Raw genomic sequence first — 24,306 nt, 5'->3', positions numbered from 1 at the left:
TTGATTATTTTTTTAGTAAAGCTTTGAAAGTATCGACTGCATCAAGCTTTTCCCAAGGGTATTTTGCATTTCCTACTTGACCTTTTGCAGCTACTTTTGCATATAAAAACGTATCTTTACTTGGCTTATCAAGACCAAATTTATTTGTTATCCAGCGAGGTGTTAGAGCAAAGTGCTCGCTTATAAAATTTGAAAGCATATCGTCATTTATGCCATTTGCATGAGTTCCCATGGTGTCAACGCTAACCGAAGTTGGCTTTGCAACGCCGATCGCATAGCTTATTTGAACGATACATTTTTTAGCAAGGCCAGCTGCGACGATATTTTTAGCTATCCAGCGCGCTGCATAAAGTCCGCTGCGATCAACCTTCGTGTAGTCCTTGCTTGACTGAGCACCGCCGCCTATCGGGCTATATCCACCAAAGCTATCAACGATTAGTTTTCTACCTGTTAGGCCGCTATCGTGAAGTGAGCTATGGTTTACATATCTGCCTGTTGGGTTTATGTAAATGATCGTTTTTTCTTTATTATATAGCTCTTTTGGAAGACCAGTTTCGTCTATTAAATTTTGAATTAGTGCGCGAAGCTCTTCTATCTTCATGCTCTCCACGCAAGGAGCAGAGACAACGATAGTGTGGATGCTTTGAGGTTTGCAGTTTTCAAAGTTGTCTTTGCTACCGTAATCAATTGTAACTTGCGTTTTAATATCAACGCCAAGCTTATCAGGGTTTGCTTTGGCAAATTTATATACTTTATCGCAAAGCATTCTTGCGTAAGTTATAGCTGCTGGCATAAATTCTTTCGCTTCGCAGCTTGCAAAACCAAACATAATGCCTTGATCGCCCGCTCCGATCTCACCGCTACTTTGATCAACACCTTGATTTATATCTGGGCTTTGTTGATTTATGCAAACTTTAACCTCGATATCATCTGGGTGCAAACACTGCTCTTTTGTAAAATTACTCTTTCCATCATATCCGATATGCGCAAGAGCATCTTTTACGATCTTTTCATAGTCTTTATAAGAGAGTTTTACTTTTGAGTTTATCTCTCCGCCTATTACTATATTTTTTCCAGCCACAAAAACTTCGCTAGCGACGCGTCCATTTGGATCTTGCGTTAAAATAGTATCCACTATGCTATCAGCGATGATATCAGCACATTTATCTGGATGGCCCGGACTTACAACTTCAGAGGTAAATAGATACATTTTTATCCTTTTATTAACTAAAATTTTGTGCAATTGTAACAAATCTATTTAAAAAGCTAATTAATCTTTATCAAATTCTTTATATTTAAAAATTGTTTAGCTAAAATCAACAAAAAACTAATTTATTAAGGTGTCAAATGAATATGCTTAAAAACATAGCAAGAAGATACGCCGATGGAAATTTGATAATTCAAATTTTAGTTGGTATCATCCTAGGTGCCCTAGTTGGCTTTTACACACACTACGAAGCAGCTCCTTATAACAAGATCTCAGCTAAAATTCAAACTATTCAAAACGAAAGTGGTTTGAGCGTAGATGAAGTTATAAAAACTCACCTTAGTCAAGATGAAGCCAAGCAGCTAAACGAAGCCAAAGAAAAAGCTAGTTCAGCCGATTCTATCGCAGCTTCAGCTTCAGTTTTAGGCGATTTATTCAAAGGCGCTTTAAAAGCTATCGCACCAATTCTTGTCTTTGTTTTAGTGGCAACATCCATCATTTTAAGAGATTTTGGTCATACAAAAGGTATGCAAAAGATCATTACACTCTATCTAATTGGTACATTTTTAGCAGCCGTTGTTGCAGTTATTGCTAGTTTTTTATTTCCAGTGGAGCTTTCTTTAAAAGGTCTTGCAAGTGCTGATATGTCAGCGCCTCAGGGAATTACTAATGTTTTAAAAGATCTCATTTATAAAATGGTTGAAAACCCGATAAATGCTTTAGCAAATGGTAACTATATAGGTATAATCACTTGGGCGGTTGGTAGTGGTATCGCACTTAGAAACTCCACAGCTGAGACCAAAAAAGTATTTAAAGACATAAGCGATGGTGTGACTCATATCGTTAAATTTATCATTAGACTAGCTCCATTTGGCATCTTTGGTATGGTAGCTATTAGCATTCATGAAACTGGATTTGAAGTACTTGCAGGATATCTAAAACTGATTTTAGTTCTTGTTGGAGCAATGCTTGTTGTCGCATTTATCATCTATCCAGCCATGGTTTTTGTATTAACTAGAAAAAATCCTTATCCACTTGTCATGATCTGCCTAAAAGAGAGCGCTATTTCAGCATTTTTTACAAGAAGCTCGGCCGCAAATATCCCTGTAAATATGGCACTTTGCAAAAAGCTTGGTCTAAAAGAGGAGCTTTACTCGATCTCGATCCCACTAGGTGCCACCATAAACATGGGCGGTGCAGCAGTTACCATCAGCATCCTAGCGCTTACTGCGGTAAATTCTATCCCATCTATCACAGTTACATTTGGCGATGCGCTACTTCTTTGCTTCATCTCAGCTCTTGGTGCGTGCGGCGCATCTGGTGTGGCTGGCGGCTCACTTCTTTTAGTGCCATTAGCGTGCGGACTTTTTGGTATCGGCAACGACATCGCCATGCAGTTTGTCACAGTTGGCTTTACAATAGGCGTCATCCAAGACTCAGTTGAAACTGCGTTAAATAGCTCATCAGACGTGCTTTTTACAGCCGTGGCATCAGAGACTTCAAACTAACCTTCAATAAAATTTCAGCTAAATTTTGGCTGAAATTTTACTTTTATCCATTTTTTTGTAAAATGTCCCAAAAATTTAAAGGATAAATATGCAAATTTGGGATCTAAAAGCACTTTTTGCAAACGAAAAAGAGTGCGAGCAAAACGCACTAAATTTACAAAAAGAGTGCGAGAAATTTAAAGATAAATACCTTGAAAGTTATGAAAATTTAAAAACAGACGAGTTTTTAAAGGCATTTAGCGAATATGAAAATTTAATAGCTAAAATTTCAAAAGTAATGACTTATGCTTTTTTAAATTTTGCCAAAGATACAAGCAAGGGTGCATTTTACGCAAAGATCGATGAGATAGCAACAAAAGCAAATGAAAATTTGATATTTTTTGAGATCAAATTTAATGAGTTTAGCCCTAAAAAACAAGAAGAAATTATCAAAAGCTCTAAAAAATATGGCTACTATCTAAGCAATCTCGCTAAAGCAAAACCACACCAACTAAGCGTTGCCGAAGAAAGAGTCTTGCTTCGCACTGCAAGCACTGGGGCTGAGGGCTTTTCGAGGCTTTTTGATGAGAGCATGAGCAAGATGAGGTTTAAATTTAAAGGTGAGCTTTTAAATGAAGAGGAAATTTTAGCCAAGCTTCATGACAACGATCAAAGCGTGCGAAAACTAGCCGCTAAGAGCCTTTCAAACGAACTTAGCAAGCACCAGCACCTTCTTGGCTACATATACAATATGATAAAAACTGATCTAAAAATAAGCTGCGAGCTACGAAATTTCAAGCTCCCTGAAGAGCCAAGACACCTTGAAAATCAAATCAGTAAAAAAAGCGTTGATTCGCTAATTGCTGTAACTGAGAAAAATTTTGACCTAGTCTCTAAATTTTACGAGCGAAAAAGAGAAATTTTAGGTCTTAAAAAGCTTTATGATTACGATAGATACGCGCCTCTTAGCAGTGAGGGCGAGTATAAATTTGATGAGTGCAAAAAGATAGTTTTAAAGGCGTTTGGGACATTTTCACCTAAATTTGGCGATATAGCCAAAAGCGCCTTTAGTGACGGCTGGATCGACGTTTATCCAGCTCCGAACAAGCGAGGTGGCGCGTTTTCTCACTCTGGATCAAGCGACACGCACCCTTATATTTTGCTAAATCACACAAACCAGCGAAGAGACCTTTTCACGCTAGCTCACGAGCTTGGCCACGCCGTGCATCAAAAGCTCTCTTATAATGTAAGCTACCTAAACTCAGACACTCCGCTAACCACGGCTGAGACGGCTTCAGTCTTTTGTGAGATGCTAGTTTTTGACCACGTAAAAGACGGCCTTAGCAAAAAAGAGAAAATTTCACTGCTCGCTGGCAAGATCGAGGATATATTTGCCACGCTTTACCGCCAGATAAATTTCACCACCTTTGAAAGGGCTGTGCACGCACACGAAGGCGAGATCAGCCTAGATGAGCTAAATAAAATTTGGCTAAGAGAGAGCAAAAAGATGTTTGGCAAAAGTGTCACGCTAAATGACTACTACAAAATTTGGTGGAGCTACATCCCGCACTTCATCCACACGCCATTTTACTGCTACGCTTACTCTTACGCGCAGCTTCTTGTACTTGCACTTTTTGGGCTTTATAAAAGCGGTAAATGTAAAAATTTTGTCGAAATTTACACCGAGTTTTTGAACCTTGGCGGGAGTCTTAGCCCAAGGGAGCTTGTGGGTAAATTTGGCTTTGATATAGATGATAAAAATTTCTGGCAGATAGGCATAAACGAGGTCAAAAAACTAGTAGATGAGTTTTTAGAAATTTCAAAGGATTAAGATGTTAGACGAAATTTTAGACGATGAGAAATTTGCGCTTTTGATGAAGATGCACGTCTATGAGTGCATTGATTTTTTGCTTGAAAAGGGGCTAAATTTCTCAGTTATGGCAAATTTACCACTAGTTAGCTTTGAGCCAAGCTTGCCAGATGAGATAAGTAGAAGCTTTAATATGCCAGTCATTATGTTTTCACTTGGTGGCTATACGCTTGAGAGTGCGAAACTAACGCAAGATGAGCTTAGCTTTGAGGCTGGCTTTGGTAGTGAAAATTTTGCCTCTGTGGTCTCCTTTCCGCTCGGTGCAGTGGTTCAAATTTTGGTTGAAAATAGCCCGATCCTTGTAAATTTTTCTATTCATAAGCCAAAAGAGAAGCAAGCAGACCACACAAAAAAATCGGTTTCAGTCTTTTTACAAAATCCTAAAAATAAAGATATATTTAAGAAAAAATAGTAATTTTAAGCATTTTTGGTTAAAATCAAAAGAAAATTTAAAAAGCAAAAAATGGAAAAATTACTATCAAATTTAAACGAAGCCCAGCGTGAAGCAGCTACTCATATAGATGGTCCGATGCTCATACTTGCAGGAGCTGGTAGCGGCAAGACAAAGACGATCACAACTAGGCTTGCTTACCTCATCGGCGAGGTCGGTATAGACGCGGCAAATACACTAACTCTTACTTTTACAAACAAAGCCGCCAACGAGATGCGCAGTAGAGCCATGGCGATGCTAAGCCAAAGTGGCAAAAACTACTCGCCACTACTTTGTACATTTCACAAATTTGGACTTTTGTTTTTAAAGCTCTACATAGAAAAGCTTGGCAGAAAAAATAACTTTGTCATCATCGACACAGACGATAAAAAACGTATCATCAAAAGCTTTGAAAGTCCAGTTGCCACGGCGATTTTATCAAGTGAAATTTCAAACTATAAAAACTCACTTTTAAGCGTCGAAGAAGTCTATAAAAACGCAAATTTCTCTTCATTTGATAAGAGCAAGGATAACTTTTACAAACAAGCTGCTCAAATTTATGAAAAATATGAAGATTATCTCAAAACAAATAATCTTGTTGATTTTGACGATTTATTGGGGCTTACTTATAAAATTTTAGACGAAAACGAAGATCTTGCTAGAGAAATTTCAAACCGCTACAAATACATAATGGTCGATGAGTATCAAGACACAAACGACCTTCAGTATAAACTGCTAAAAAAGCTCTGTCTATGCCACGAAAATATCTGCGTCGTGGGCGATGATGACCAGAGTATCTACGGCTGGCGCGGCGCAAAGATCGATAATATCTTAAATTTTAAAGATCAGTTTAAAGACGTAAAGATCATTAGACTTGAGAAAAACTACCGCTCAAGCGAGGCGATACTAAAGGCTGCAAACGAGCTGATAGATCATAACCGTAACCGCCTTGGCAAGAAGCTTGTGGGCACAAAAGGCGAAGGCGAAGCAGTAAATTTGATAGAGAGTTTTGATGAGAGCGTTGAGGCTGGTAAGATCGCAAAATGCATAAAAGAGCTTTTAAGCAAAGGTGTGCAGGCAAAAGATATTGCGATCTTATATCGCATAAACGCGCTCTCTCGCTCGCTTGAAGATGGGCTAAACAAAGAGCAGATCGCTTATAAAATGGTCGGTGGAGTTAAATTTTACGAAAGAGCCGAGATCAAAGATATCATAAGCTACCTAAGACTGATAAACAATCCAAACGATGATTTTTCAATAAGGCGCATCATCAATCGCCCAAAACGAGGACTAGGCAAAGTGAGTCTTGATAAGCTTGAAAAAATGGCATTTGAGGGCAAAATTTCCATTTACGAGGCGATCTCAAATATCTCTGATAACGATGAAGCCTTTAGTAAAAAGGTGAAATCGGCACTTGTTGAGTTTGCGAACAGCCTAAAAGAGCTTCAAGAAAGCAGCTCAGTTTTTGACCTCATAGATAAATTTGAAGCTAAATTTGGCGTGAAAAAATACTACGAGAGCTTGCCAGATGGTGCTGAAAGAGCGGCGAACATCGACGAGTTTTACGCTGTTTTAAAAGATCAGATCAAGCAAAATCCAAGCTTTGATCTAGAAGAGTTTTTAAACGAGATCACGCTAACAAGCGAGCAAGACGGCATTAGCAACGAGGCTATAAGCATCATGAGCGTGCATGCGAGCAAGGGACTTGAGTTTGAGCACCTTTTTGTGATCGGCCTTGAAGAGGGATTTTTCCCGCTCATTGGCGACGGTAGCGACATCGAAGAGGAGCGCAGGCTTGCGTACGTGGCGATAACAAGAGCCAAAAAGACACTTAGCCTAAGCTTTGCAAATTCGCGCTTTTACAAGGGTCAGCGCACGAGGCTAAATAAGAGTAGATTTTTAAGTGAGAGCGGTATCACGCATGGCTCGCTAGTCATCGAACAGAGTAATGAATTTAAAAAAGGCGACTTGGTTAAGCATAAAATTTTTGGTATTGGCAGGGTGAGCGCGGTTAGCAAGATCAAAAAAGAGTTTAAGCTAACTATAAATTTTGGTGGCAATGTAAGAGAGATAATGTCAAGCTTCGTGGAAAAGGCCGTATGAACGCCATCTTCGTGGCAAACAAGCCAGCTGGCATGAGTTCAAACCACTTTTTAGGGCGACTAAAGAGAAAATACGGCGTTAAAAAGGCTGGATTTTCAGGCACACTTGATCCATTTGCGAGTGGCTGCCTAATAGTCGCTTTTGGCTCATATACGAAATTTTTTAGATTTTTAGATAAAAGTCCAAAAGTCTATGAAGCTACGATCTGGCTTGGGGCGAGTAGTCCGAGCATGGACAATGAAAATATCACTGAAATTTCAAATGTAAAAGAGATAAATTTAGAAAAACTTGAAGCCATAAGAGGCGAGCTGACTGGCAGAATAAGTTACATCCCGCCAAAATTTAGCGCCAAGCACGTAAATGGCACAAGAGCCTATAAGCTAGCTAGAAACGGCGAAGAATTTGAGCTAAAGACAGAAACAATGGAAATTTTTGATAGCCAAATTTTAAACTATTCGCACCCATTTTTAACTATTCGTCTAAGCGTAAGCGAAGGAAGTTATATCCGTTCGTATGCAGAAATTTTTGGAAAAAAGCTTGGTTATAATGTAACTTTAAGCTCATTAAAAAGGATAAGTGAAGGTAAATTTTGCTACGAAAATGAAAAATTTTTGAATATTTGTGATTTTTTAAATATTCAGGGAAATACATACTTTGGGGATATAAACGATATTCTTGATGGTAAGAAATTAAAAATTAACGATTTTGAAACACAAAAGCAAGGAATTTATTTGCTAAATTATGATAAATTTATGAGCGTAATCCAAATCACGGATGATACTATAAATTACACTCTAAATAAGGTTGAAAAATGTTAATCCTAGCAAGAAAAGAAAATGAAGAAATTTTAATAGGAAATGACATAAAAGTTGTCATAGTAAATATTTCAAAAAATACTGTTAAACTCGGTATAGAAGCGCCACGAAATACAATGATACTAAGAAGCGAACTAGCAAACGATATCAAAAACGAAAATATCCATGCCACAAAAACTGCAAGCGAAGCCGATATCCACGAGCTAGCCAAAAAAATCGAGAAATGAAAAGCTTTGCAAAGATCAATGTCTTTTTGAAGGTAGTTGGCACTAGAGGCAACTACCACGAAATTTTATCGCGTTTTATCCTCTGTGAGCAACTTTTTGATGAAATTTATTTTAAAAAGTCAAATTCATTTGCCATAGAATGCAATAACCACGATATAAAAGATAACATCATCCAAAAAGCGGCAGATGAGCTAAAAAGAGCCGGCTTTTCAAACGAGCTCGACGAGTTTTTTAGCTCTCATAAAATCATCATCAACAAAAATATCCCAATTGGTGCGGGCCTTGGTGGAGGTAGTTCAAATGCCGCCACCTTTTTGCTAATGGTAAATGACGAACTAAATTTAAATATAAAACATGAAAATTTGATGCAAATAGCCTCCAAAATCGGTGCAGATGTAGCTTTTTTCGTAAGTGGCTACAAGGCAGCAAATGTAAGCGGCATAGGCGAGATCATAGAAGATTTTAACGATGAAGTGCCAAATTTAAATATCTTCACGCCAAATGTTTTTTGCTCCACACCGATGGTTTATCAAGAATTTAGAAGCAATTTCTTACAATACATAGACGTTAATGCTGCAAAAAAGATGCAAAATTTAAAAAGCAAAGAGCTACTTGAAATTTATAAAAACGAGGAGCTAAACGATCTTTTTGCCCCATGCTTTAAGCTCTATCCACAAATGAATGAGTTTAAAGATAAATTCCTAAGTGGTAGCGGCAGTAGCGTATTTAGCATAAAATAAAAGGTAAAATTTTGATAAAAGATCTAGCAAAAAATAAAAAAGCTTTGCATGACTTTAGCATACTTGAAACCTTCGAGGCCGGCATCGTTTTAAAAGGTAGCGAGGTCAAGGCACTGAGGGCTGGCAGAGCAAATTTAAAAGATAGCTTTGTGCGCGTCATAAAGGGCGAGCTTTTTTTATTAAACGCACATATCAGCTATCTTGAGACCACACATAGCGCATTTCGTCCAAATGAGCGAGCAGCCAGAAAACTTTTGATGCATAGAAAGCAGATCGATAAAATTTTCGGTCAAGTCTCACAAGATGGGCTGACACTAGTTGTCCTAGCACTTTATCTAAGCGATAAAAACATCGTAAAAGCAAGGCTTGCCCTTGCAAAAGGTAAAAATTTACACGATAAACGCGAGACTCTAAAAAGACGCGAGGCAGACAAAGAGGCAAGAGCTGCCATAAAAAGATACGTTTAAGGGATAAGATGAAGAATTTGCTTGTTTTAATAATCACTTTATTTGCTTTTTTTGGTTGCGATGAGGACGAGAGCGGTAGTATAAATTTTAAAGAATTTAGTCCAAACGAAGAGGTTAAGCTTATAGACGTAAACGGCAAAGAGCTTATTTTAGTTCGAAAAGACCGCGGCTTTGCTATCAAAAATGATGAAAATAAGGTTTTAATGATCGACATTTTTGGCACATTTTGCCCGCCTTGTCAAAAAGAGGCAGCTGAGCTTACAAAATATCAGCTTGAAAACAAAGATAAATTTACACTAATTGGACTAACTCATTTTGAAAATATCACAAATGAGTATGTTTTGCACGAATTTATGCAAAAATTTAATGCTTATTATTTCATAACAAACGATCAAAAGATAAATGACAGACTTGCCGAGCAAATCGTAAGAGACATCGAATATAAACACGAGATCGCACTACCTTTTAAGGTCGTGATAAAAAATGGCGAATATCAAATTTTAACAGACGTAGATAGCGGACAATACGGGGTAAAATACTATCTTGGTGGTATAAAAGTCACAAAAATGAAAGAAGATCTGGCAAAAATTTATGAGACAAAATAAATTTACCCTATATTTGGAACATCGTTTGCTTATAAAAATATGAAATTTCATAAGGATTTTAAATGTTTGTTTTAGATAAATCAAAATCTAGCCCACTTGTTGAATCAGCTCTTGCAGGCAGAGAACTACGCCAAAAACTAATCTCTGGCAATCTTGCAAACGTTGATACACCATTTTATAAAGCTAGAGATATAAGATTTGAAGATGTTTTAAAAGAAAAAGCAAATGAAATTTATAACACTTCAAGCCAAAAAAAACTACAACTTGCTAAGACAAACGAAGCGCATATGGCTGCAGTTGATTTTCCAAAAAGCGACACAGCTCAAATTTTCTTGCGTGATGGTCACATGGCTAGAAATGACGCAAATACAGTTGATCTTGATGTTGAGACAACAGAAATGGGTAAAAACACAGTTATGATAAACGCCCTTGATAACGCCTACAAGGCTCAAAGTAATATCTTTAAAAACGTAATAGACGCAAGCGCTAAGAACTAGGAGAGATGATGTCATACTTAAATGATTTTGATATTAGTGGATACGGACTAAGCGCACAACGTTTCAGAATGAACGTCATCAGCTCAAACATAGCAAATGCTCAAACCACAAGAACGGCCGAAGGCGGACCATATAGAAGGCAAGAGGTCATCTTTAAAGAGATGAATTTTGATAAAATTTTAAACGATCAGCTTAAAAGCGCACAAAGTCTACTCGAGTATGAAAATCCACTCGACGACCCAAGCTCACCAAGAAACGCTCACCCTACCCTAACTAGCGTGATCGTGGATAAAGTGGTGCGTGACGATAAGGACTTTCAGCTAAAATATGACCCGAGCCATCCAGACGCAAATGCAAATGGCTACGTCGCATTTCCAAATATAAATCCGGTCATTGAGATGTCTGACCTACTTGAAGCAACAAGGGCATACCAAGCAAACGTAGCAGCCTTTCAAAATGCAAAAACAATAGCACAAAGTGCGATATCACTTATTTCAGGACAAGCATAATGATAAATAGTATAAATTTAGACAAAATAAATAAAAATGAAAATTCAAATAAAATAGCGAAAGCAGGCGAAGAAGGCGGCTTTGAAAATGCTCTAAATGACTCTTTAAAAGAGCTAAATAAAGTCCAAATCAATGCAGATAAGGCCATAGCCGACCTTGCAACTGGCGAGGTAAAAGACCTACACCAAGCTGCTATTGCGATAGGCAAAGCAGAGACTAGCATGAAGCTTATGCTAGAAATTCGTAACAAAGCACTAAGCGCTTATAAAGAAATTTCTAGAACACAAATTTAAGTCATTAATGAATTCCAGAAAATCAAAAATAACCATACTTTTTTTATTAATTACTTTTGGAATTTCAATATTTGTACTTGTCATATTTTATAGAGCAAGTATCGAGCGAAAGCTTCCTAGGCTTCAAACAAGCGATATAAACACAGCAATTCGTGGCAATATAATCACAAAAGATGGCTTTAGCATCTCTTCAAGCCAAAAACTCTACAAAGTGATGCTTGATACTAGAAACATCGATCCTAATAAAAAAGAGATGTTTATCAAACTATATTCGCTTTACAGTGGCGACGATCCAAACAAAGTAAGAAAGATCATAAATGGCACAAAAGGTATCGTTACGCTCTCATATAGTATTGATGCAAAGGGCGCTACCTACCTTCAAGAGCTTTCAAGAAAGCTAAATCGCAAGAGCATTTTGGTTTCATACCTTGATCCAAAAACAGGACTTGCTTCATTTCAGGGCATGAGAGTAATGGAAAGCGGACAAAATCGTAAATTTATGTCAAAAGATGCCCTCACACCAGCTATTGGCTACGTGAGCAAAACTGAAAGTGACGCACTTACAAAAAGCAAAGGCGTAAAAGGTCTTGAGAGATATTATGAAGATTATTTAGCCCCTATACAAAATGCAAAAATTTTAGGGCCTCGTGATATTGGAAATAATATCATTTTAACAAGTGACTCAAATTTAGCAACAAGAGTAGATGGCTACAATGCGGTGCTCTCTATACCATTAAAATTTCAAACTAAACTAGAGCAAATTCTAGATGAAAAGCGTGAATTTCTAGATGCAAAAGAGTTAGTCATATGCATAATGAATAGCAAAAATGGAGAAATTTTAGCTCTAGCTTCTAGCTCAAGATATGATCCTTCAAACATAAGAAAGCAAGATTATAGCGCTCTAAACTCTACCGTTAGTGAATATGCTTATGAAGTTGGTTCAGTTTTTAAGCCATTTATATTTTCTATCTTACTTCAGGAGAAAAAAGTAAATCCATTTGAGCTTGTAAATACCTATAATGGCCGATACCAACTTGGCAAAAGGATGATCAAAGATACCCATCCAGAGCCTTTTATGAGCGCTGAAGATATAATCGTGCACAGTTCAAACATCGGCATGATTCAGCTTGTTGAGCGTTTAAATGGGCCACAAATTTATCAAGGACTTTTAAATTTTGGCTTTTCAAGAAAAACAGGCATAGATCTACCTTATGAGCAAGTAGGTATGATGCCAACAGTTACAAAGCTAAACTCATCGACATATAAGGCGACTGTGAGCTACGGATACGGCTTGCAAGCTACATTTATGCAGCTTTTAAAAGCCTATAATACATTTAATAATAAAGGCATTGAAGTTACTCCTCACATGGTTGCCTACTTAGAGAGAAATGGAAAAAGATACGATTTGCCAAAGTCCGAGCCATCTCAAGTTATATCACAAGAAACCGCAAAGATAATGAAGAGAATTTTAATAAAAACGGTTGAGAAAGGTACTGGACTAAAAGCCTTTACGCCAGGGCTTGAGATAGGTGGCAAGACTGGAACTGCACACATTGCCTCAGGTAGTGGTGGATACAGCAATACCTACAATGGCTCATTTTTTGGCTTTGTAAATGATACAAGAGGCAATAGCTACACAATAGGCGTTTTAGCAAGGGATCCTAAAAGACCTTACTACTACTTCGGCGCTCAAAGTGCGTTGCCTATGTTTAAAAAAGCAGTTGATCTGATGGTTGAAGATGGATATTTATTTCCTGATGCAAATGTAATAGCTGAGTTTGAAGCCAAAAAAGATAAGCTTAAAAACGATAAGACAAAACAAAAGCCTGCTTTAGACTAAAATTTAAGGATAAGAAAGATATAAAAACTAAGCAAAAGCTAAATATAAAAATTTCTCTTGCTTTTTGGCATTTTCTCTAATTGCAAAACCTTTAATGCTCTTAAAATACTTTTAGTTTCTAATAGCAATTAAATTATAAATGGAAAATCTAAACTGATCAAAAAATTTTAAGTCTTTAATATTTTTAGAAGTTATCTCTTTGTCATCTTTGTAGTTTTTTCCGCCTAAAAAGAGCAGATAAATAAGCGGCATAACATAATTAAATCTTAAGAAAAGCGCTACGATACAATGAAAAAAGCCGTAGTTGTATCTGATACAAACATAAAAACCATAAATTATATAGGCCATCATTAGAATCAAAAAAGCATAGAATACAAAGCTTAAACCAGCATAATCTGAAATATTTAAAAAGCTACAAACTAAAATAAAAGCACTTACCAAAGTAGGTAATATAATGATTGGAAAAATTAGATGAAGTCCGATTAGATCAAAATTACTCGCATAAACCTTTATATTATATCTACCTGCTGGGATTATCAAAAATATTGGCAATACGATTGAAAAGAAAATAAGAAATATCACATACATAGAATCAATATCATAAGAACTCATTTTTATACCAAATTTAATTTTAAGATATTTTAACTACACTTTTTTAAATAAATTTATCTACGATTTTTGCGATTTTCTATGCCGATTTTCTCACTCTCTTCTATCTCGACAATATAGCTTGGATTTTTCTTTTTAGCCTCTTTATCTAAAAAACTGATGAGCTTTGCATCAGAATTTTTATGAGAGCAGATCAAAATTATGAAATTTATATAGTTGTTTGCCTCTTTTGGCATGACTTGGTTATTTTTAGCTGGTATACTAAAATTCCCTACAAAGATTTGAATAAGTTCGAAAAGCTCGTTTTTGCTTAAATTATTATCACCCGCAAGCTTTTCAAGCTTTTCGATCGTTATCTCTTCTTTTTCTAATACAAGCTCCTTTGTTTCGGTGCTATAATCCCTATTTCTTAAAAGTATATAGATTAACACACAAATTGCAATTAATAGCAATACAATAAAGAAAACTATTAGACCTTTTATTAGCATCTAAAGCCTTGAGCAAAGTGATCGCTTTGTAAATGCCAAAATACTCATAAGCACCATTATCACGATACTAATCCAGACAAAATCAGGCACTGGCAATGGATCGCCAGCTGCATACGAGTGCATACCAGCTAAATAAAAATTTACGCCAAAATAAGTCATAATAATCGACCAATAAGCAAAGAATGAAGCCACTGCAAATGCATACTGGTTATTTAGCTTTGGAATAAATCTTATATGAAGAACTGCGGCATAAACAAGTATCGAAACTAATGCCCAAGTCTCCTTGCTATCCCAGCCCCAATATCTACCCCAACTCTCGTTCGCCCAAACACCGCCCAGGAAATTTCCAAGAGTAAGTAAACTAAGTCCTAGTATCATAGCCATCTCATTTATGCGGGTGGCTTCGAGGATATTGCGAGAAATTTCTGGATTTGGCTTTTTCTTATTTTGCAAAATGATAAGTAATAGAGTAAAGCCACCAAGTAACGCGCAAAGCCCTAAAAATCCATAACTTGCAGTAATGACAGAAACATGTATTGTTAGCCAGTAGCTTTGAAGCACTGGCACAAGTGTAGTGATCTGCGGATCCATCCAGCTAAGGTGTGCAACAAATAATGTAACACCAGCCAATATAGACGTAAGAGCAAGAGCGATAGGGCTACGTTTTGCAAAGACGATACCAGAAAATCCTAAAGCCCAAGCGATATAGACCATTGATTCATAAGCGTTACTCCAAGGCGCATGCTCAGCAATGTACCAACGAAGTCCAAGTCCAACAGTATGAGCAAGAAAAGCTAGTAAATTTACAATATATACAACCCTTACAATACCATTTATCTGAACATTTGGAGCTAGCATTTTAACAAAAACAAAAAATAAAAGTGCAAGGCCAGCCAAAAGATAAACCGGCGTCAATCGTTCAAAAATTTGAATTTTATTAAACAAAATTTCTATATTTATCTTTTCTTCACTTGGCATTACAGCAGAGCCGTACTTTTGCTGATAGGCTGAAATTTTATCAAGTGCAGCATCAGCCTTACTCCAATCACTATCTTTTGTTGCCGCATCAACTGCTGCAAAATACTCTCTCATCATATTGATGACTAGATCGACCTCCTTAGGCGGAAAGTACATCATTGCACTAGCAGGCGAATACCAAGAGTTTGACGGGTCATCTTGTTTTGGAAAAATTTTAAAAATTTCACCAATAAATATCATATAAAAAACATTCAATCTCTCGTCGATCTTTATCACATCTTTATCAAATGTATTGCGTGATCCAGGATGCTTACGATTAGCAATTTCGGCAAATTTTGTAAGTTTATATTCACTTCCGCCATCTTTTGTGGCTCTAAAAAAATCATTAAAACTTGCATATTTTGCATTTTCATCTATGCCAAGCTCTTTTTTTAGCTCCTTGCTTTGTCCAAGTGAGATAATTTTTTCACTTCGCCAAAAATCAGGCGTTACCATTATTGAAAGCATAGCTTGATTAGAGTTTAGGCTATTTATGTTCTCGCTTCTATGTATTTTATTTAAAATTTCTTTACTAAGAGTGTCAAATGGCTTCATTCTACCATCTGAGCTTTGCACAATAAGTCTAGAAAGCTTTTGTGTGTGCTCTTTGCTGATATTAGGCAAAAAGTCTTCAGCCTTTAATGAGCTAAAATTTAAACTTAAAAGCATAATGGCAATAAGAGCAACAAACTTTTTACTGCCTTTTGTCGATTCATTATCGATTAACTTAGCTAGTTTTCTAAAACGGCTACCAGGATTTATAACATTTAACACAAATCCAAGCCCAAGTAGAAAGTAGCCGATATAAGTTGGTATCTTACCTGGATCTTTATTGACAGAGAGAATGGTTCCTTTTTCATCTGTATCGTATGAACTTTGGAAAAATCTATAGCCATCATAGTCAAGCACGTGATTCATATAAATTTTATAGTCAAGCCCTGACATGTTTGTATCATCTTTTACAATAACTTCACTTGAATAGCTCATAGGCGAATTTGAGCCAGGATATCTTTTAAGCTCAAAGTCTTTTAAGTATAGGCTAAACGGGAGTTTAACTTGCTGCGCACCCCATGAAGCGTTAAATTTTTGTCCAGCCACAGCCAAGCGTGAAGGCTCTGTTAGGTTATAAAAAATATGCATCTCTTTACTCTCGCCTTTATAATTTAATTCAGCTATCAAGGCGTTAAATTCGCTATCTTTTGTGCTAACTAGCTTCCTTGAGGCATGAGCTGAAACTAATCTTGGAGCAAAATTTATATTTGAAATAGTATAAAGACTGCCCATGCCAAAATCATTTACACTACCAGCTTTTAACTCAGTTTTTGAGCTATCACTCATTGTAAATTTTGAAAGATCAGTATTTGAAGTAACTGTAAAATTTCCATCCACTAATTTAAAAAGCACATATTTTTTGCTTTCGTCTGGCTTAGCATTAAAGATAAAACTAATATCTGCAACTCTTGCTTCCTCTTCTTCTAACAAGAAGATTTCTTCACTTTCACTCTCGTTTGAAACCACAAATTCCACTACTGGTTGCCCGTTTTTATCATCCACAAACTTATAACTTGCATTTGGCACAAATTCTTTAAATTTTAAATTAGCTTCATTATCTGCTATTTTTAGCTTTAGATCAAAACCTTTTTTTGCATCAGAAATTCCTAGTGGCAAAGCAGCGTTTATCTCTTCTCCATTATCGTTTAATGCGGTTAAATTTAAATAGGATATTTTTGTCGTAACGATATTTGACTGAGTTTTTTCTCTTATATGCATATCAGCCTCAAAGCCAAGATATCTTGTTATACCAGCACCGATTAAGATAACGATAAAACCAAGGTGAAAGGTAAGCGAAGGGAGTTTTTTTGGATCGATTAAGTTATATCTAAAGATATTATAGGTCAAATTTATACCAAGCAGTAGTTGAATGATAGCAAACCAGCTGGCACCATAAACATAGTACCATGCAGCTTCTGTACTAGTTTTACTTTCTATTATCGTAGCGGCTCCGCTAGCTATGGCAAAGATTATCATCAAAACGATAGCTGAGCCCATACTTAAAAATAATGATTTTGGATTTAACATCTGCTTCCTTTTATTTATATTATGACAAAGCTATCAAAGTGAAAATTATCTTAAATAACTACCTTGCTTTGTTTGAGTAGAGACTGGTTTGTTTTCATTTGCGTCTTGTTCAGCAAATGCATCTTTGCCTTTTAGATAGGCAAGAATCGCACCAAGGTCATTATTTGAAAGAATTTTAGCTTGGTTTTGCATTACATTTTTACCGCTTCCACCGAAACTTGAGTCACTTCTATAAGAGATGATGCTATCTTCAATATCCTTAGCATCTATATTTTTTAGAGGCGTTGAACCAAATGGCCTTTTATCAGCATTCTCGCCATGACAGCTAGCACATTGCTTTTCATAAAGCTCCTTACCCAAAGAAACACTATATCTGCCCTTTCTATCAACGCCTAATTTTAAAATTCTATTATCTTTATAACGTCTTGGATCTTCATCAACATAGACATTTACTTTTTCATTTCTATCATTAGCCTGCTTTTTTGCCATTTCAGCAAGTTCTTTACCAAACTCACCACGAGCTTCTATATAGTAGACTTGTGAAGCTGCAAAGGCATTTGCCACCAAAAAACACGCCAAAAAAGAAATTTTAATACTTTTCATAATTTTCCTTGAAATTTTGCTCTAAATTTAAAAATCCCGGATCAGATTGCTCCGACCCGGGATTATATCATAAGTTGATTAATGAGCTACGATTAGAATGAGTATTTAGCCTCAAATCTGAATTTATCTTCTTTCTTTTTCTCATCATTAGCAAATTTATGTGTTTGGAAAGAGTAGAATGAGCTAAATTTCAACTTTTTGCTGTATTGATAAGCAAATCTTGGAACAAATTCTTCTATTTTCTCTTTTACATCTTGATTATTTGCTCCTGCAGTTTTTATATTGCCTTTTACATAATCCAAGCCAACTGTAAATTTATCAAATGCATATGCACTTGTTGCATAGAAGAAGTTACCTTTGCCTTCTGCATGTGTCCAGTCAAATACATCTTCGCCAACATCTATTAGGTCACCTTGGTCTTCAAATGAGAATGCTGAAATAGCTTTATCTTGAGATTTCCAACCGATATAACCACCAGCTAGATCGAGACCAAATAGTGAAGTTGAAAGTTCGCCAGCATAGAAATTGCCATCATTATATCCTATGTTTTTTGCACTAGCATCAACTGTACTGTTTACATAGTTAAGTCTTGCACCTAAAGAAATATCATTAGTAATAGCAAAATTTGCTGAAACATCAGCCGCAAGCAGATCAGCCAAATTTGTTAAGCTAGCATACCATAGCTGGAAGTTTATAGGATCATATGAGCCAGCGATACCAGCTGCATACAAGTTGCCAACATCATAAGTTCCAAAACTACCCGTTGCCGTTTCATATAACTCACCATTATACCAATCACTGCCTTCTAGTGCATCAAATGCTAAAGCTGTAAGTGTAAGACCCTCGATATCTTTATTTACTACTCTTACACCTGTACCAACTGCATCATCAGTAAAGTATGAACCAATAGCTTGTTTACCAGCTGTGATAGTAGTACCACCTACGTTGTAGCCTAGGTAAAACTGATGAACATTGAAACTTGTAGTTGTATCTGTTTTGTCTGTACCCGTACCTGCGTTGTCACCTGAACCATCAGCAGAGTTGTATCTTAAACCAATAACTCCAAAGAAGTTATCATCAATAGCGGCTTTAAAGTTTGTAACCATTCTAAATTGATGATTAGCTTTGCTTTTTTTTGTAACATCACTTTGCTCTGTATCTTTATTGTGAGTATTTGTATATCTATATCTTGCAAATCCTGAAAGATCTACATTTTTTATAGCTTCTTCAAGTGGGGTAGCACTTGCTACACTTGAAAATGCACCTAAAGCAACCAAAGTGGCTAAACTAATTTTTGTTAGTCTCATTTTTTCTCCTTTTAAGGTTTTGTGACAATGATTATAATCTATAAATTTTAATTTAAAGCTTAAAAAATCATAAAATTTTTAATTTTTGTTACCAATCGTTTACTGATTTTAACTAAAAAAGTATATTTTGATAATTTGGCCCTTAAAAAGTATCTTAAAAAGTGGAGTAAAATAAAAAGGGGCCGTTGCTTGCCCCTTAAAAGGAGTTCTAGTTTTGATTGCTGTTGAAATTATATAAGCAAGCAGTAAATCAACGGTAATTAAAAAGAAATTTTTTCCTCTTTTGGCACTTCGATATTTGTTTTTACATTTTTTCTTTTAATAATCACTTCATTTTGTGGCTTTTTTATACCATTATATAAGCCACTAGAGCCACCCTCTTTTATAAGAAGCATATCTATAAGTTTATCTGCATAAAAGGTCGCATAGACTAAGTCGCCTTTATCATAATAGTATCTATTTGCACAAAAATTTGCTTTATTGAGTTTGTGGTTTTTTGTATCGCTCGCCACTATTTCATAGCAGTATTTTGAATCTTTATATGTAACCTCTTTTATAAAACCTTTGATCGAGCTTTTTGCTGGTGTATTTTGCATGACCTGTCTTGGCTGTTTTCGTACTGGCGGGTTGTCCTCAAAAAATGAGCAACCCAAAAACATGATAGCAGCTGTCAGTGTAAGTAAAATTTTAGCTTTCATCTCTTCTCCTTAGTGTAAAACGGCGAAGTATAACTTTTAAGATTAAATAAATTTTGCGGGAAATTAAAGGCTCGTATCTAAATTTATATACACAATCATACAAATTTATCTTAGGCGAGCCTGCCTAAAATAGTTAAGCTGAAACATTTAAAACGTTACCGCCAAGCTCGGCGATCTTTTTATCAAGTGTCTCAAGGGTCTTTTCAATAGTCTTTTGTGAAATTTCAGGAAGCTCGCCTCCCCAAATTTTCTTCGCATCCTCAAAACCCTTTGCCACGCCCTCTCTACCAGCTTTTAGTTTTTTCACATCATCACCTGCACCATTTAGCACAAAGCTAGCTATCCTCTCAGCCGTATTTGCGATACCAAAAAATCCATTCTCACTAATAAGATCATTTGCCTCGTCACTAGTTAGCTCGTTTAAAGATTTACCATTATAGCCGATATTTGCAAGATCAAGGCCTGATAAAATTTCTGATAAATTTTTAGGCGCATTAAAGCTTAAGCCACCTTGAGCTAATAAATTTGAACTACTACTTTTAACGATCTCTTTTTGATACTGGAAAAAATAGCTATTTGAAATGTCTTTGGCTGTTAAATTTGTAATTTCAGACTCTTTTTTAGAGATATCCTTTTCATCTTTATGAAGTGAAATTTCTGATTTTATATTTTCTTTTATACTTGAACTATTATATGAGTTTGCGATTTGAAAAATTTTCATTTTGGCTCCTTAAATTTTATAAAATCAATATCGCCAAAAAGTAAAATTTATTTAGATAGAGCGGGAAAACTCCCGCTAGTAGTTATTTGCTAAGTGTTGCGTTTAGCATCCAGATGGCTTTTTCAAATTTTGCGATTTGATCTTGTGCATACATTTGAGTTGTTGTATCGCCTTCTGCAAGCTCGTCAAGCTTTTTAAACTCGCCCAAAAGGTGTTTATAATCAGCCAAGACAATCTCTAAAACCTCAGTTGGAGTGTAAATTTCTTTTGGCTCGTGTTTTATGTGAGTAACTTTTGCTAGCTCTTCAGCCTTGACGATAGGTCTGCCACCAAGCATAAGAGCTCTCTCAGCTGCATCATCAAATATCTCACTCATATCTTCATAAGCTTTTTCTGTGTATTCATGAACGCTAAAAAATTGAATACCTTTTACATTCCAGTGAAGATCGTGAAATTTAATATAAAGTGCATTTGCATCAGCCTGAATAACATTTAATTGTAAAATAACTTTTGACATTTTGTTTCCTTCTTTATTATAAATATGATGAAATTATATATAGCTAGAGTTAATCGGTGGTTAATCAAATAATAAATTTTATTATTTGATATAAAATTTGACTACAAAATAAATTTATCTTATAGTCAAATGTAGGATTACAAAATTTGTCTATTTTTTATAAGGCGTAGTTTTATAGCCTTGCTCGATCAAGCTACTCATACCTCCATCTAAATTTATTATCTTAAGATCCGAGCTATCTATCGCTGCGGCTGCTGCTGTACTTCTTCTGCCACTTCTACAAACAAGAGCAATAGGTTTTTTGACATCAACTGCCTTTGAAAGCTCCTCTAAAAATGCACTCTTATCGTTTGGATTAAAAGTTATAGTCTTTGCACCTGCGATAACGCCAGTCTCTTGCCACTCAGATGGAGTTCTTATATCGATAATTTGATCATATTTTTTGATCTCATCTGGGCTTATATTAACAGTTTTAACATCAGCTGACAACATACAACAAACAGCTCCTAAAAGTAAAATTTTTTTCATCTACTCTCCTTAAATAAATTTTTGAAATGTTAGCACGGATTATTAAATATATAAAAATTTTTGTTGATAAAATTTATTAGTTTGGATAAAAATTAATAATATAACATGTTGATAAAAAGCTAAATCGATTACGAAAGCATCTATAGATAAACCAACTAGAATGACAAAAAATATAGTCATTTACCATTAGCTTTTTATAAAATTTTTCTTTGATTTTAGTGATCTTGTTTGCATATAACTTATAATCTTTTTTATAAAGTCCATTCTTTGTATTTTTTTCTTTTACTCTATTTGCTATCAGCATAAGAATATTTTTTATAAATTGCTATATCTTATTATACGTTTTAGTATATTTAAAAAAACACTTGTTTGAGTACTTTGTATTTTACAAAGGCGATTGTATGATGGTGTCCCCAACAGGGTTCGAACCTGTGGCCTTAGAATTAGGAATTCTACGCTCTATCCAGCTGAGCTATGAGGACAATTCATATTTTTGTAGATAGATTTTATCAGAATAAATAATTTTTAAAGGACAGATTACTCTGCCCTTCTTTGGTTAATTAGCCATTTCTCTTTTTAATGATTTCATCACTTACGTTTTTAGGAACTTCTTCGTAGTGATCAAATTCCATTGAATAAGTTGCACGACCTTGAGTCATTGAGCGAAGATCTGTTGAATAGCCAAACATTTGAGCTAATGGACAATAAGCTGCAATGATCTTCACACCATTTCTATCATCCATTGAATTTACTTGGCCACGGCGTTTATTAAGATCGCCTATAACATCACCCATATACTCTTCTGGAGTTTCAACTTCAACCTTCATCATAGGCTCAAGAATAACAGCACCTGCCTTTCTAGCACCTTCCTTAAAGCCCATTGAAGCAGCAAGCTTAAATGCCATTTCAGATGAGTCAACTTCATGGTAGCTACCATCAAATAGTGTAACTTTAACATCTTCGACTGGATAACCAGCAAGAATACCACTTTGAAGTGCCTCTTTACAACCTTTTTCAACAGCTGGGATATATTCTTTTGGAACAACACCACCTTTGATATCATTGACAAACTCAAATCCACTAGCAGCTGGGAGCGGCTCAATACGTAAAAATACGTGACCATATTGACCACGACCGCCTGATTGTTTAGCATACTTATATTCCTGCTCAACTGTCTTACGAATAGTTTCGCGATAAGCAACTTGTGGTTGACCAACTTCAGCATCAACTTTAAATTCACGAAGCATACGATCAACAATGATCTCAAGGTGAAGCTCACCCATACCACTAATAATAGTTTGACCGCTCTCTTCGTCTGTGCTAACTCTAAAACTTGGATCTTCTTGAGCTAGTTTTTGAAGCGCTATTGCCATTTTTTCCTGGTCTGCTTTTGTTTTTGGCTCAACCGCAACACTAATAACTGGCTCTGGAAAGTCCATTCTTTCAAGAATAACTTTATCTTTTTCACTAGCTAGAGTATCACCTGTTAGAGTATTTTTTAGACCAACAACAGCGCCGATCTCACCAGCGAAAAGCTCAGTAATCTCTTCACGTTTATTTGAGTGCATTTTTAGCAAGCGACCGATTCTCTCTTTACTATCTTGAACAGTATTATAAGCATAGCTACCACTTTCCAAGCTTCCTCTATAAACACGAATAAATGTTAGCTGTCCAACAAATGGGTCAGTCATAATCTTAAATGCAAGAGCTGCAAATTCCCCATTATCAGTGCTTTCAACAGTTACTTCAGTACCATCTTCATATACGCCTTTAATAGCTTCAATTTCATCTGGAGCTGGCAAGTAATCAACAACAGCATCAAGTAGAGGTTGAATACCCTTGTTTTTAAACGCGGTTCCACAAAGCATAGGCGTGATAGTCATTCTCAAGCACCCTGCTTTTATGCCTTTTTTGATCTCTTCTTCACTTAGCTCTTCACCAGCAAAAAATTTCTCCATCAAGCTATCATCCGTCTCTGAAACTGCTTCGATTAGTTTTGCACGGTATTCCTCTGCTTTATCTTTAACTTCAGCTGGAATTTCTTCTTCAACATAGTCAGTTGGCTTTTTCTCATCATTCCAAACGTAAGCTTTCATTCTTACAAGGTCAACCACACCTCTAAAGTTATCTTCGGCACCTATAGGAATTTGAATAGGAATAGGGTTTGCTTTTAGTCTTTCCCTAATCTGCTCTTCAACTCTAAAGAAATTTGCACCAATTCTATCCATTTTATTAACAAAAACGATTCTTGGCACATGATATTTATTTGCTTGTCTCCAAACAGTTTCTGATTGTGGTTGAACACCGCCAACAGAACAAAATACTGAAACAGCACCGTCAAGAACACGCATAGAACGCTCAACTTCGATAGTAAAGTCAACGTGTCCCGGAGTGTCAATTAGGTTTATTTGATAACCCTTCCAAAATGCCGTAGTTGCAGCCGAAGTAATAGTAATACCACGCTCTTTTTCTTGTTCCATCCAGTCCATGGTAGCAGCACCATCATGAACCTCGCCTATTTTATGGCTCATACCAGTAAAAAATAAAATTCTCTCACTAGTAGTTGTCTTTCCAGCATCAATATGAGCCGCAATACCAATATTTCTTACCTTATGTAAAGGCGTTTTTCTCTCTGCCATACTAATTCTT

24 protein-coding genes and 1 tRNA gene are annotated in these 24,306 nt (G+C 36.0%); 13 read left to right on the top strand and 12 right to left on the bottom strand.

The window, feature by feature from the left end; genetic code table 11:
- Window positions 1–4: 4 nt before the first annotated feature.
- Window positions 5–1,210: a methionine adenosyltransferase gene (metK, locus tag CYP43_RS04290; protein ID WP_103582610.1), complete on the bottom strand. Its 1,206-nt coding sequence runs from the start codon at window positions 1,208–1,210 to the stop codon at window positions 5–7.
- Window positions 1,211–1,347: 137 nt separating this feature from the next.
- On the opposite strand from metK, the gene sstT reads away from it, so the two are divergent.
- From sstT to CYP43_RS04225, 13 genes are all read left to right on the top strand, one after another.
- On the top strand, window positions 1,348–2,715 hold the full coding sequence (gene sstT, locus CYP43_RS04285; protein WP_430622337.1) for a serine/threonine transporter SstT: 1,368 nt from the start codon (window positions 1,348–1,350) through the stop codon (window positions 2,713–2,715).
- A gap of 88 nt (window positions 2,716–2,803) precedes the next feature.
- Window positions 2,804–4,525: a M3 family oligoendopeptidase gene (locus tag CYP43_RS04280; RefSeq protein WP_103582609.1), complete on the top strand. Its 1,722-nt coding sequence runs from the start codon at window positions 2,804–2,806 to the stop codon at window positions 4,523–4,525.
- A 1-nt stretch (window position 4,526) separates the two neighbouring features.
- On the top strand, window positions 4,527–4,976 hold the full coding sequence (locus CYP43_RS04275; RefSeq protein ID WP_103582608.1) for a hypothetical protein: 450 nt from the start codon (window positions 4,527–4,529) through the stop codon (window positions 4,974–4,976).
- A 51-nt stretch (window positions 4,977–5,027) separates the two neighbouring features.
- Window positions 5,028–7,097 (top strand): ATP-dependent helicase, encoded by a 2,070-nt coding sequence (locus CYP43_RS04270; RefSeq protein ID WP_103583034.1) that lies wholly within the window; start codon window positions 5,028–5,030, stop codon window positions 7,095–7,097.
- Window positions 7,094–7,915 (top strand): tRNA pseudouridine(55) synthase TruB, encoded by an 822-nt coding sequence (gene truB, locus CYP43_RS04265; RefSeq protein ID WP_103582607.1) that lies wholly within the window; start codon window positions 7,094–7,096, stop codon window positions 7,913–7,915. The genes CYP43_RS04270 and truB overlap by 4 nt, the downstream gene beginning before the upstream one ends.
- Window positions 7,909–8,139 carry a carbon storage regulator CsrA gene (gene csrA / locus CYP43_RS04260; RefSeq protein ID WP_021090864.1) on the top strand — a complete coding sequence of 77 codons (231 nt, stop codon included), beginning with the start codon at window positions 7,909–7,911 and terminating at the stop codon, window positions 8,137–8,139. The genes truB and csrA overlap by 7 nt, the downstream gene beginning before the upstream one ends.
- Window positions 8,136–8,879, top strand: a complete 744-nt coding sequence (locus CYP43_RS04255; protein WP_103582606.1) for a 4-(cytidine 5'-diphospho)-2-C-methyl-D-erythritol kinase — start codon at window positions 8,136–8,138, stop codon at window positions 8,877–8,879. Before csrA ends, CYP43_RS04255 begins: the two co-directional genes overlap by 4 nt.
- Before the next feature lie 14 nt (window positions 8,880–8,893).
- Complete coding sequence (smpB, locus tag CYP43_RS04250) at window positions 8,894–9,346, top strand: SsrA-binding protein SmpB (protein WP_035142320.1); 453 nt, start codon at window positions 8,894–8,896, stop codon at window positions 9,344–9,346.
- An 8-nt stretch (window positions 9,347–9,354) separates the two neighbouring features.
- The gene (locus tag CYP43_RS04245; protein ID WP_103582605.1) at window positions 9,355–9,951 is read left to right on the top strand and encodes a thioredoxin; all 597 of its coding nucleotides are present in this window, start codon (window positions 9,355–9,357) and stop codon (window positions 9,949–9,951) included.
- Window positions 9,952–10,013: 62 nt separating this feature from the next.
- The gene (flgB, locus tag CYP43_RS04240; RefSeq protein ID WP_103582604.1) at window positions 10,014–10,448 is read left to right on the top strand and encodes a flagellar basal body rod protein FlgB; all 435 of its coding nucleotides are present in this window, start codon (window positions 10,014–10,016) and stop codon (window positions 10,446–10,448) included.
- An 8-nt stretch (window positions 10,449–10,456) separates the two neighbouring features.
- The gene (gene flgC, locus CYP43_RS04235; RefSeq protein WP_103582603.1) at window positions 10,457–10,957 is read left to right on the top strand and encodes a flagellar basal body rod protein FlgC; all 501 of its coding nucleotides are present in this window, start codon (window positions 10,457–10,459) and stop codon (window positions 10,955–10,957) included.
- On the top strand, window positions 10,957–11,250 hold the full coding sequence (fliE, locus tag CYP43_RS04230; RefSeq protein ID WP_021090507.1) for a flagellar hook-basal body complex protein FliE: 294 nt from the start codon (window positions 10,957–10,959) through the stop codon (window positions 11,248–11,250). Before flgC ends, fliE begins: the two co-directional genes overlap by 1 nt.
- A gap of 7 nt (window positions 11,251–11,257) precedes the next feature.
- Window positions 11,258–13,090 carry a peptidoglycan D,D-transpeptidase FtsI family protein gene (locus CYP43_RS04225; RefSeq protein ID WP_103582602.1) on the top strand — a complete coding sequence of 611 codons (1,833 nt, stop codon included), beginning with the start codon at window positions 11,258–11,260 and terminating at the stop codon, window positions 13,088–13,090.
- Window positions 13,091–13,201: 111 nt separating this feature from the next.
- Here the strand turns inward: CYP43_RS04225 and CYP43_RS04220 are convergent, their stop codons facing one another.
- The 11 genes from CYP43_RS04220 to fusA all read right to left on the bottom strand — a co-directional run bounded on the left by CYP43_RS04220 (window position 13,202) and on the right by fusA (window position 24,296).
- The gene (locus CYP43_RS04220; protein ID WP_258032159.1) at window positions 13,202–13,702 is read right to left on the bottom strand and encodes a hypothetical protein; all 501 of its coding nucleotides are present in this window, start codon (window positions 13,700–13,702) and stop codon (window positions 13,202–13,204) included.
- Between the two features lie 53 nt (window positions 13,703–13,755).
- Window positions 13,756–14,130 carry a fatty-acid--CoA ligase gene (locus tag CYP43_RS04215; RefSeq protein WP_258032158.1) on the bottom strand — a complete coding sequence of 125 codons (375 nt, stop codon included), beginning with the start codon at window positions 14,128–14,130 and terminating at the stop codon, window positions 13,756–13,758.
- Window positions 14,131–14,187: 57 nt separating this feature from the next.
- Window positions 14,188–17,283, bottom strand: a complete 3,096-nt coding sequence (ccsA, locus tag CYP43_RS04210) for a cytochrome c biogenesis protein CcsA (protein WP_103582600.1) — start codon at window positions 17,281–17,283, stop codon at window positions 14,188–14,190.
- Window positions 17,284–17,328: 45 nt separating this feature from the next.
- Window positions 17,329–17,886, bottom strand: a complete 558-nt coding sequence (locus CYP43_RS04205) for a c-type cytochrome (protein WP_084040670.1) — start codon at window positions 17,884–17,886, stop codon at window positions 17,329–17,331.
- Between the two features lie 92 nt (window positions 17,887–17,978).
- Window positions 17,979–19,193, bottom strand: coding sequence for an OprD family outer membrane porin (locus tag CYP43_RS04200; protein ID WP_103582599.1), 1,215 nt, complete (start codon window positions 19,191–19,193; stop codon window positions 17,979–17,981).
- A gap of 260 nt (window positions 19,194–19,453) precedes the next feature.
- Entirely contained in the window at window positions 19,454–19,891 is a 438-nt protein-coding gene (locus CYP43_RS04195; protein WP_103582598.1) for a hypothetical protein, read from the bottom strand.
- A gap of 133 nt (window positions 19,892–20,024) precedes the next feature.
- A complete protein-coding gene (locus CYP43_RS04190) occupies window positions 20,025–20,612 on the bottom strand; it encodes a hydrogenase-4 component G (protein ID WP_103582597.1) in 588 nt (195 codons plus the stop codon).
- Window positions 20,613–20,694: 82 nt separating this feature from the next.
- Window positions 20,695–21,129, bottom strand: a complete 435-nt coding sequence (locus CYP43_RS04185) for a Dps family protein (protein WP_021090517.1) — start codon at window positions 21,127–21,129, stop codon at window positions 20,695–20,697.
- A 150-nt stretch (window positions 21,130–21,279) separates the two neighbouring features.
- Window positions 21,280–21,657: a rhodanese-like domain-containing protein gene (locus tag CYP43_RS04180; RefSeq protein ID WP_103580606.1), complete on the bottom strand. Its 378-nt coding sequence runs from the start codon at window positions 21,655–21,657 to the stop codon at window positions 21,280–21,282.
- Between the two features lie 405 nt (window positions 21,658–22,062).
- A tRNA-Arg gene (locus tag CYP43_RS04170) sits at window positions 22,063–22,139 on the bottom strand.
- Between the two features lie 78 nt (window positions 22,140–22,217).
- Entirely contained in the window at window positions 22,218–24,296 is a 2,079-nt protein-coding gene (gene fusA / locus CYP43_RS04165) for an elongation factor G (protein ID WP_103582595.1), read from the bottom strand.
- Window positions 24,297–24,306: the final 10 nt, after the last annotated feature.

This window comes from Campylobacter concisus (genome assembly GCF_002913045.1).
GTDB classification, from domain to species: domain Bacteria; phylum Campylobacterota; class Campylobacteria; order Campylobacterales; family Campylobacteraceae; genus Campylobacter_A; species Campylobacter_A concisus_AP.
The sequence above is the reverse complement of the archived record's forward strand: the minus strand, read 5'-3'. Positions and strand labels throughout refer to the sequence as shown.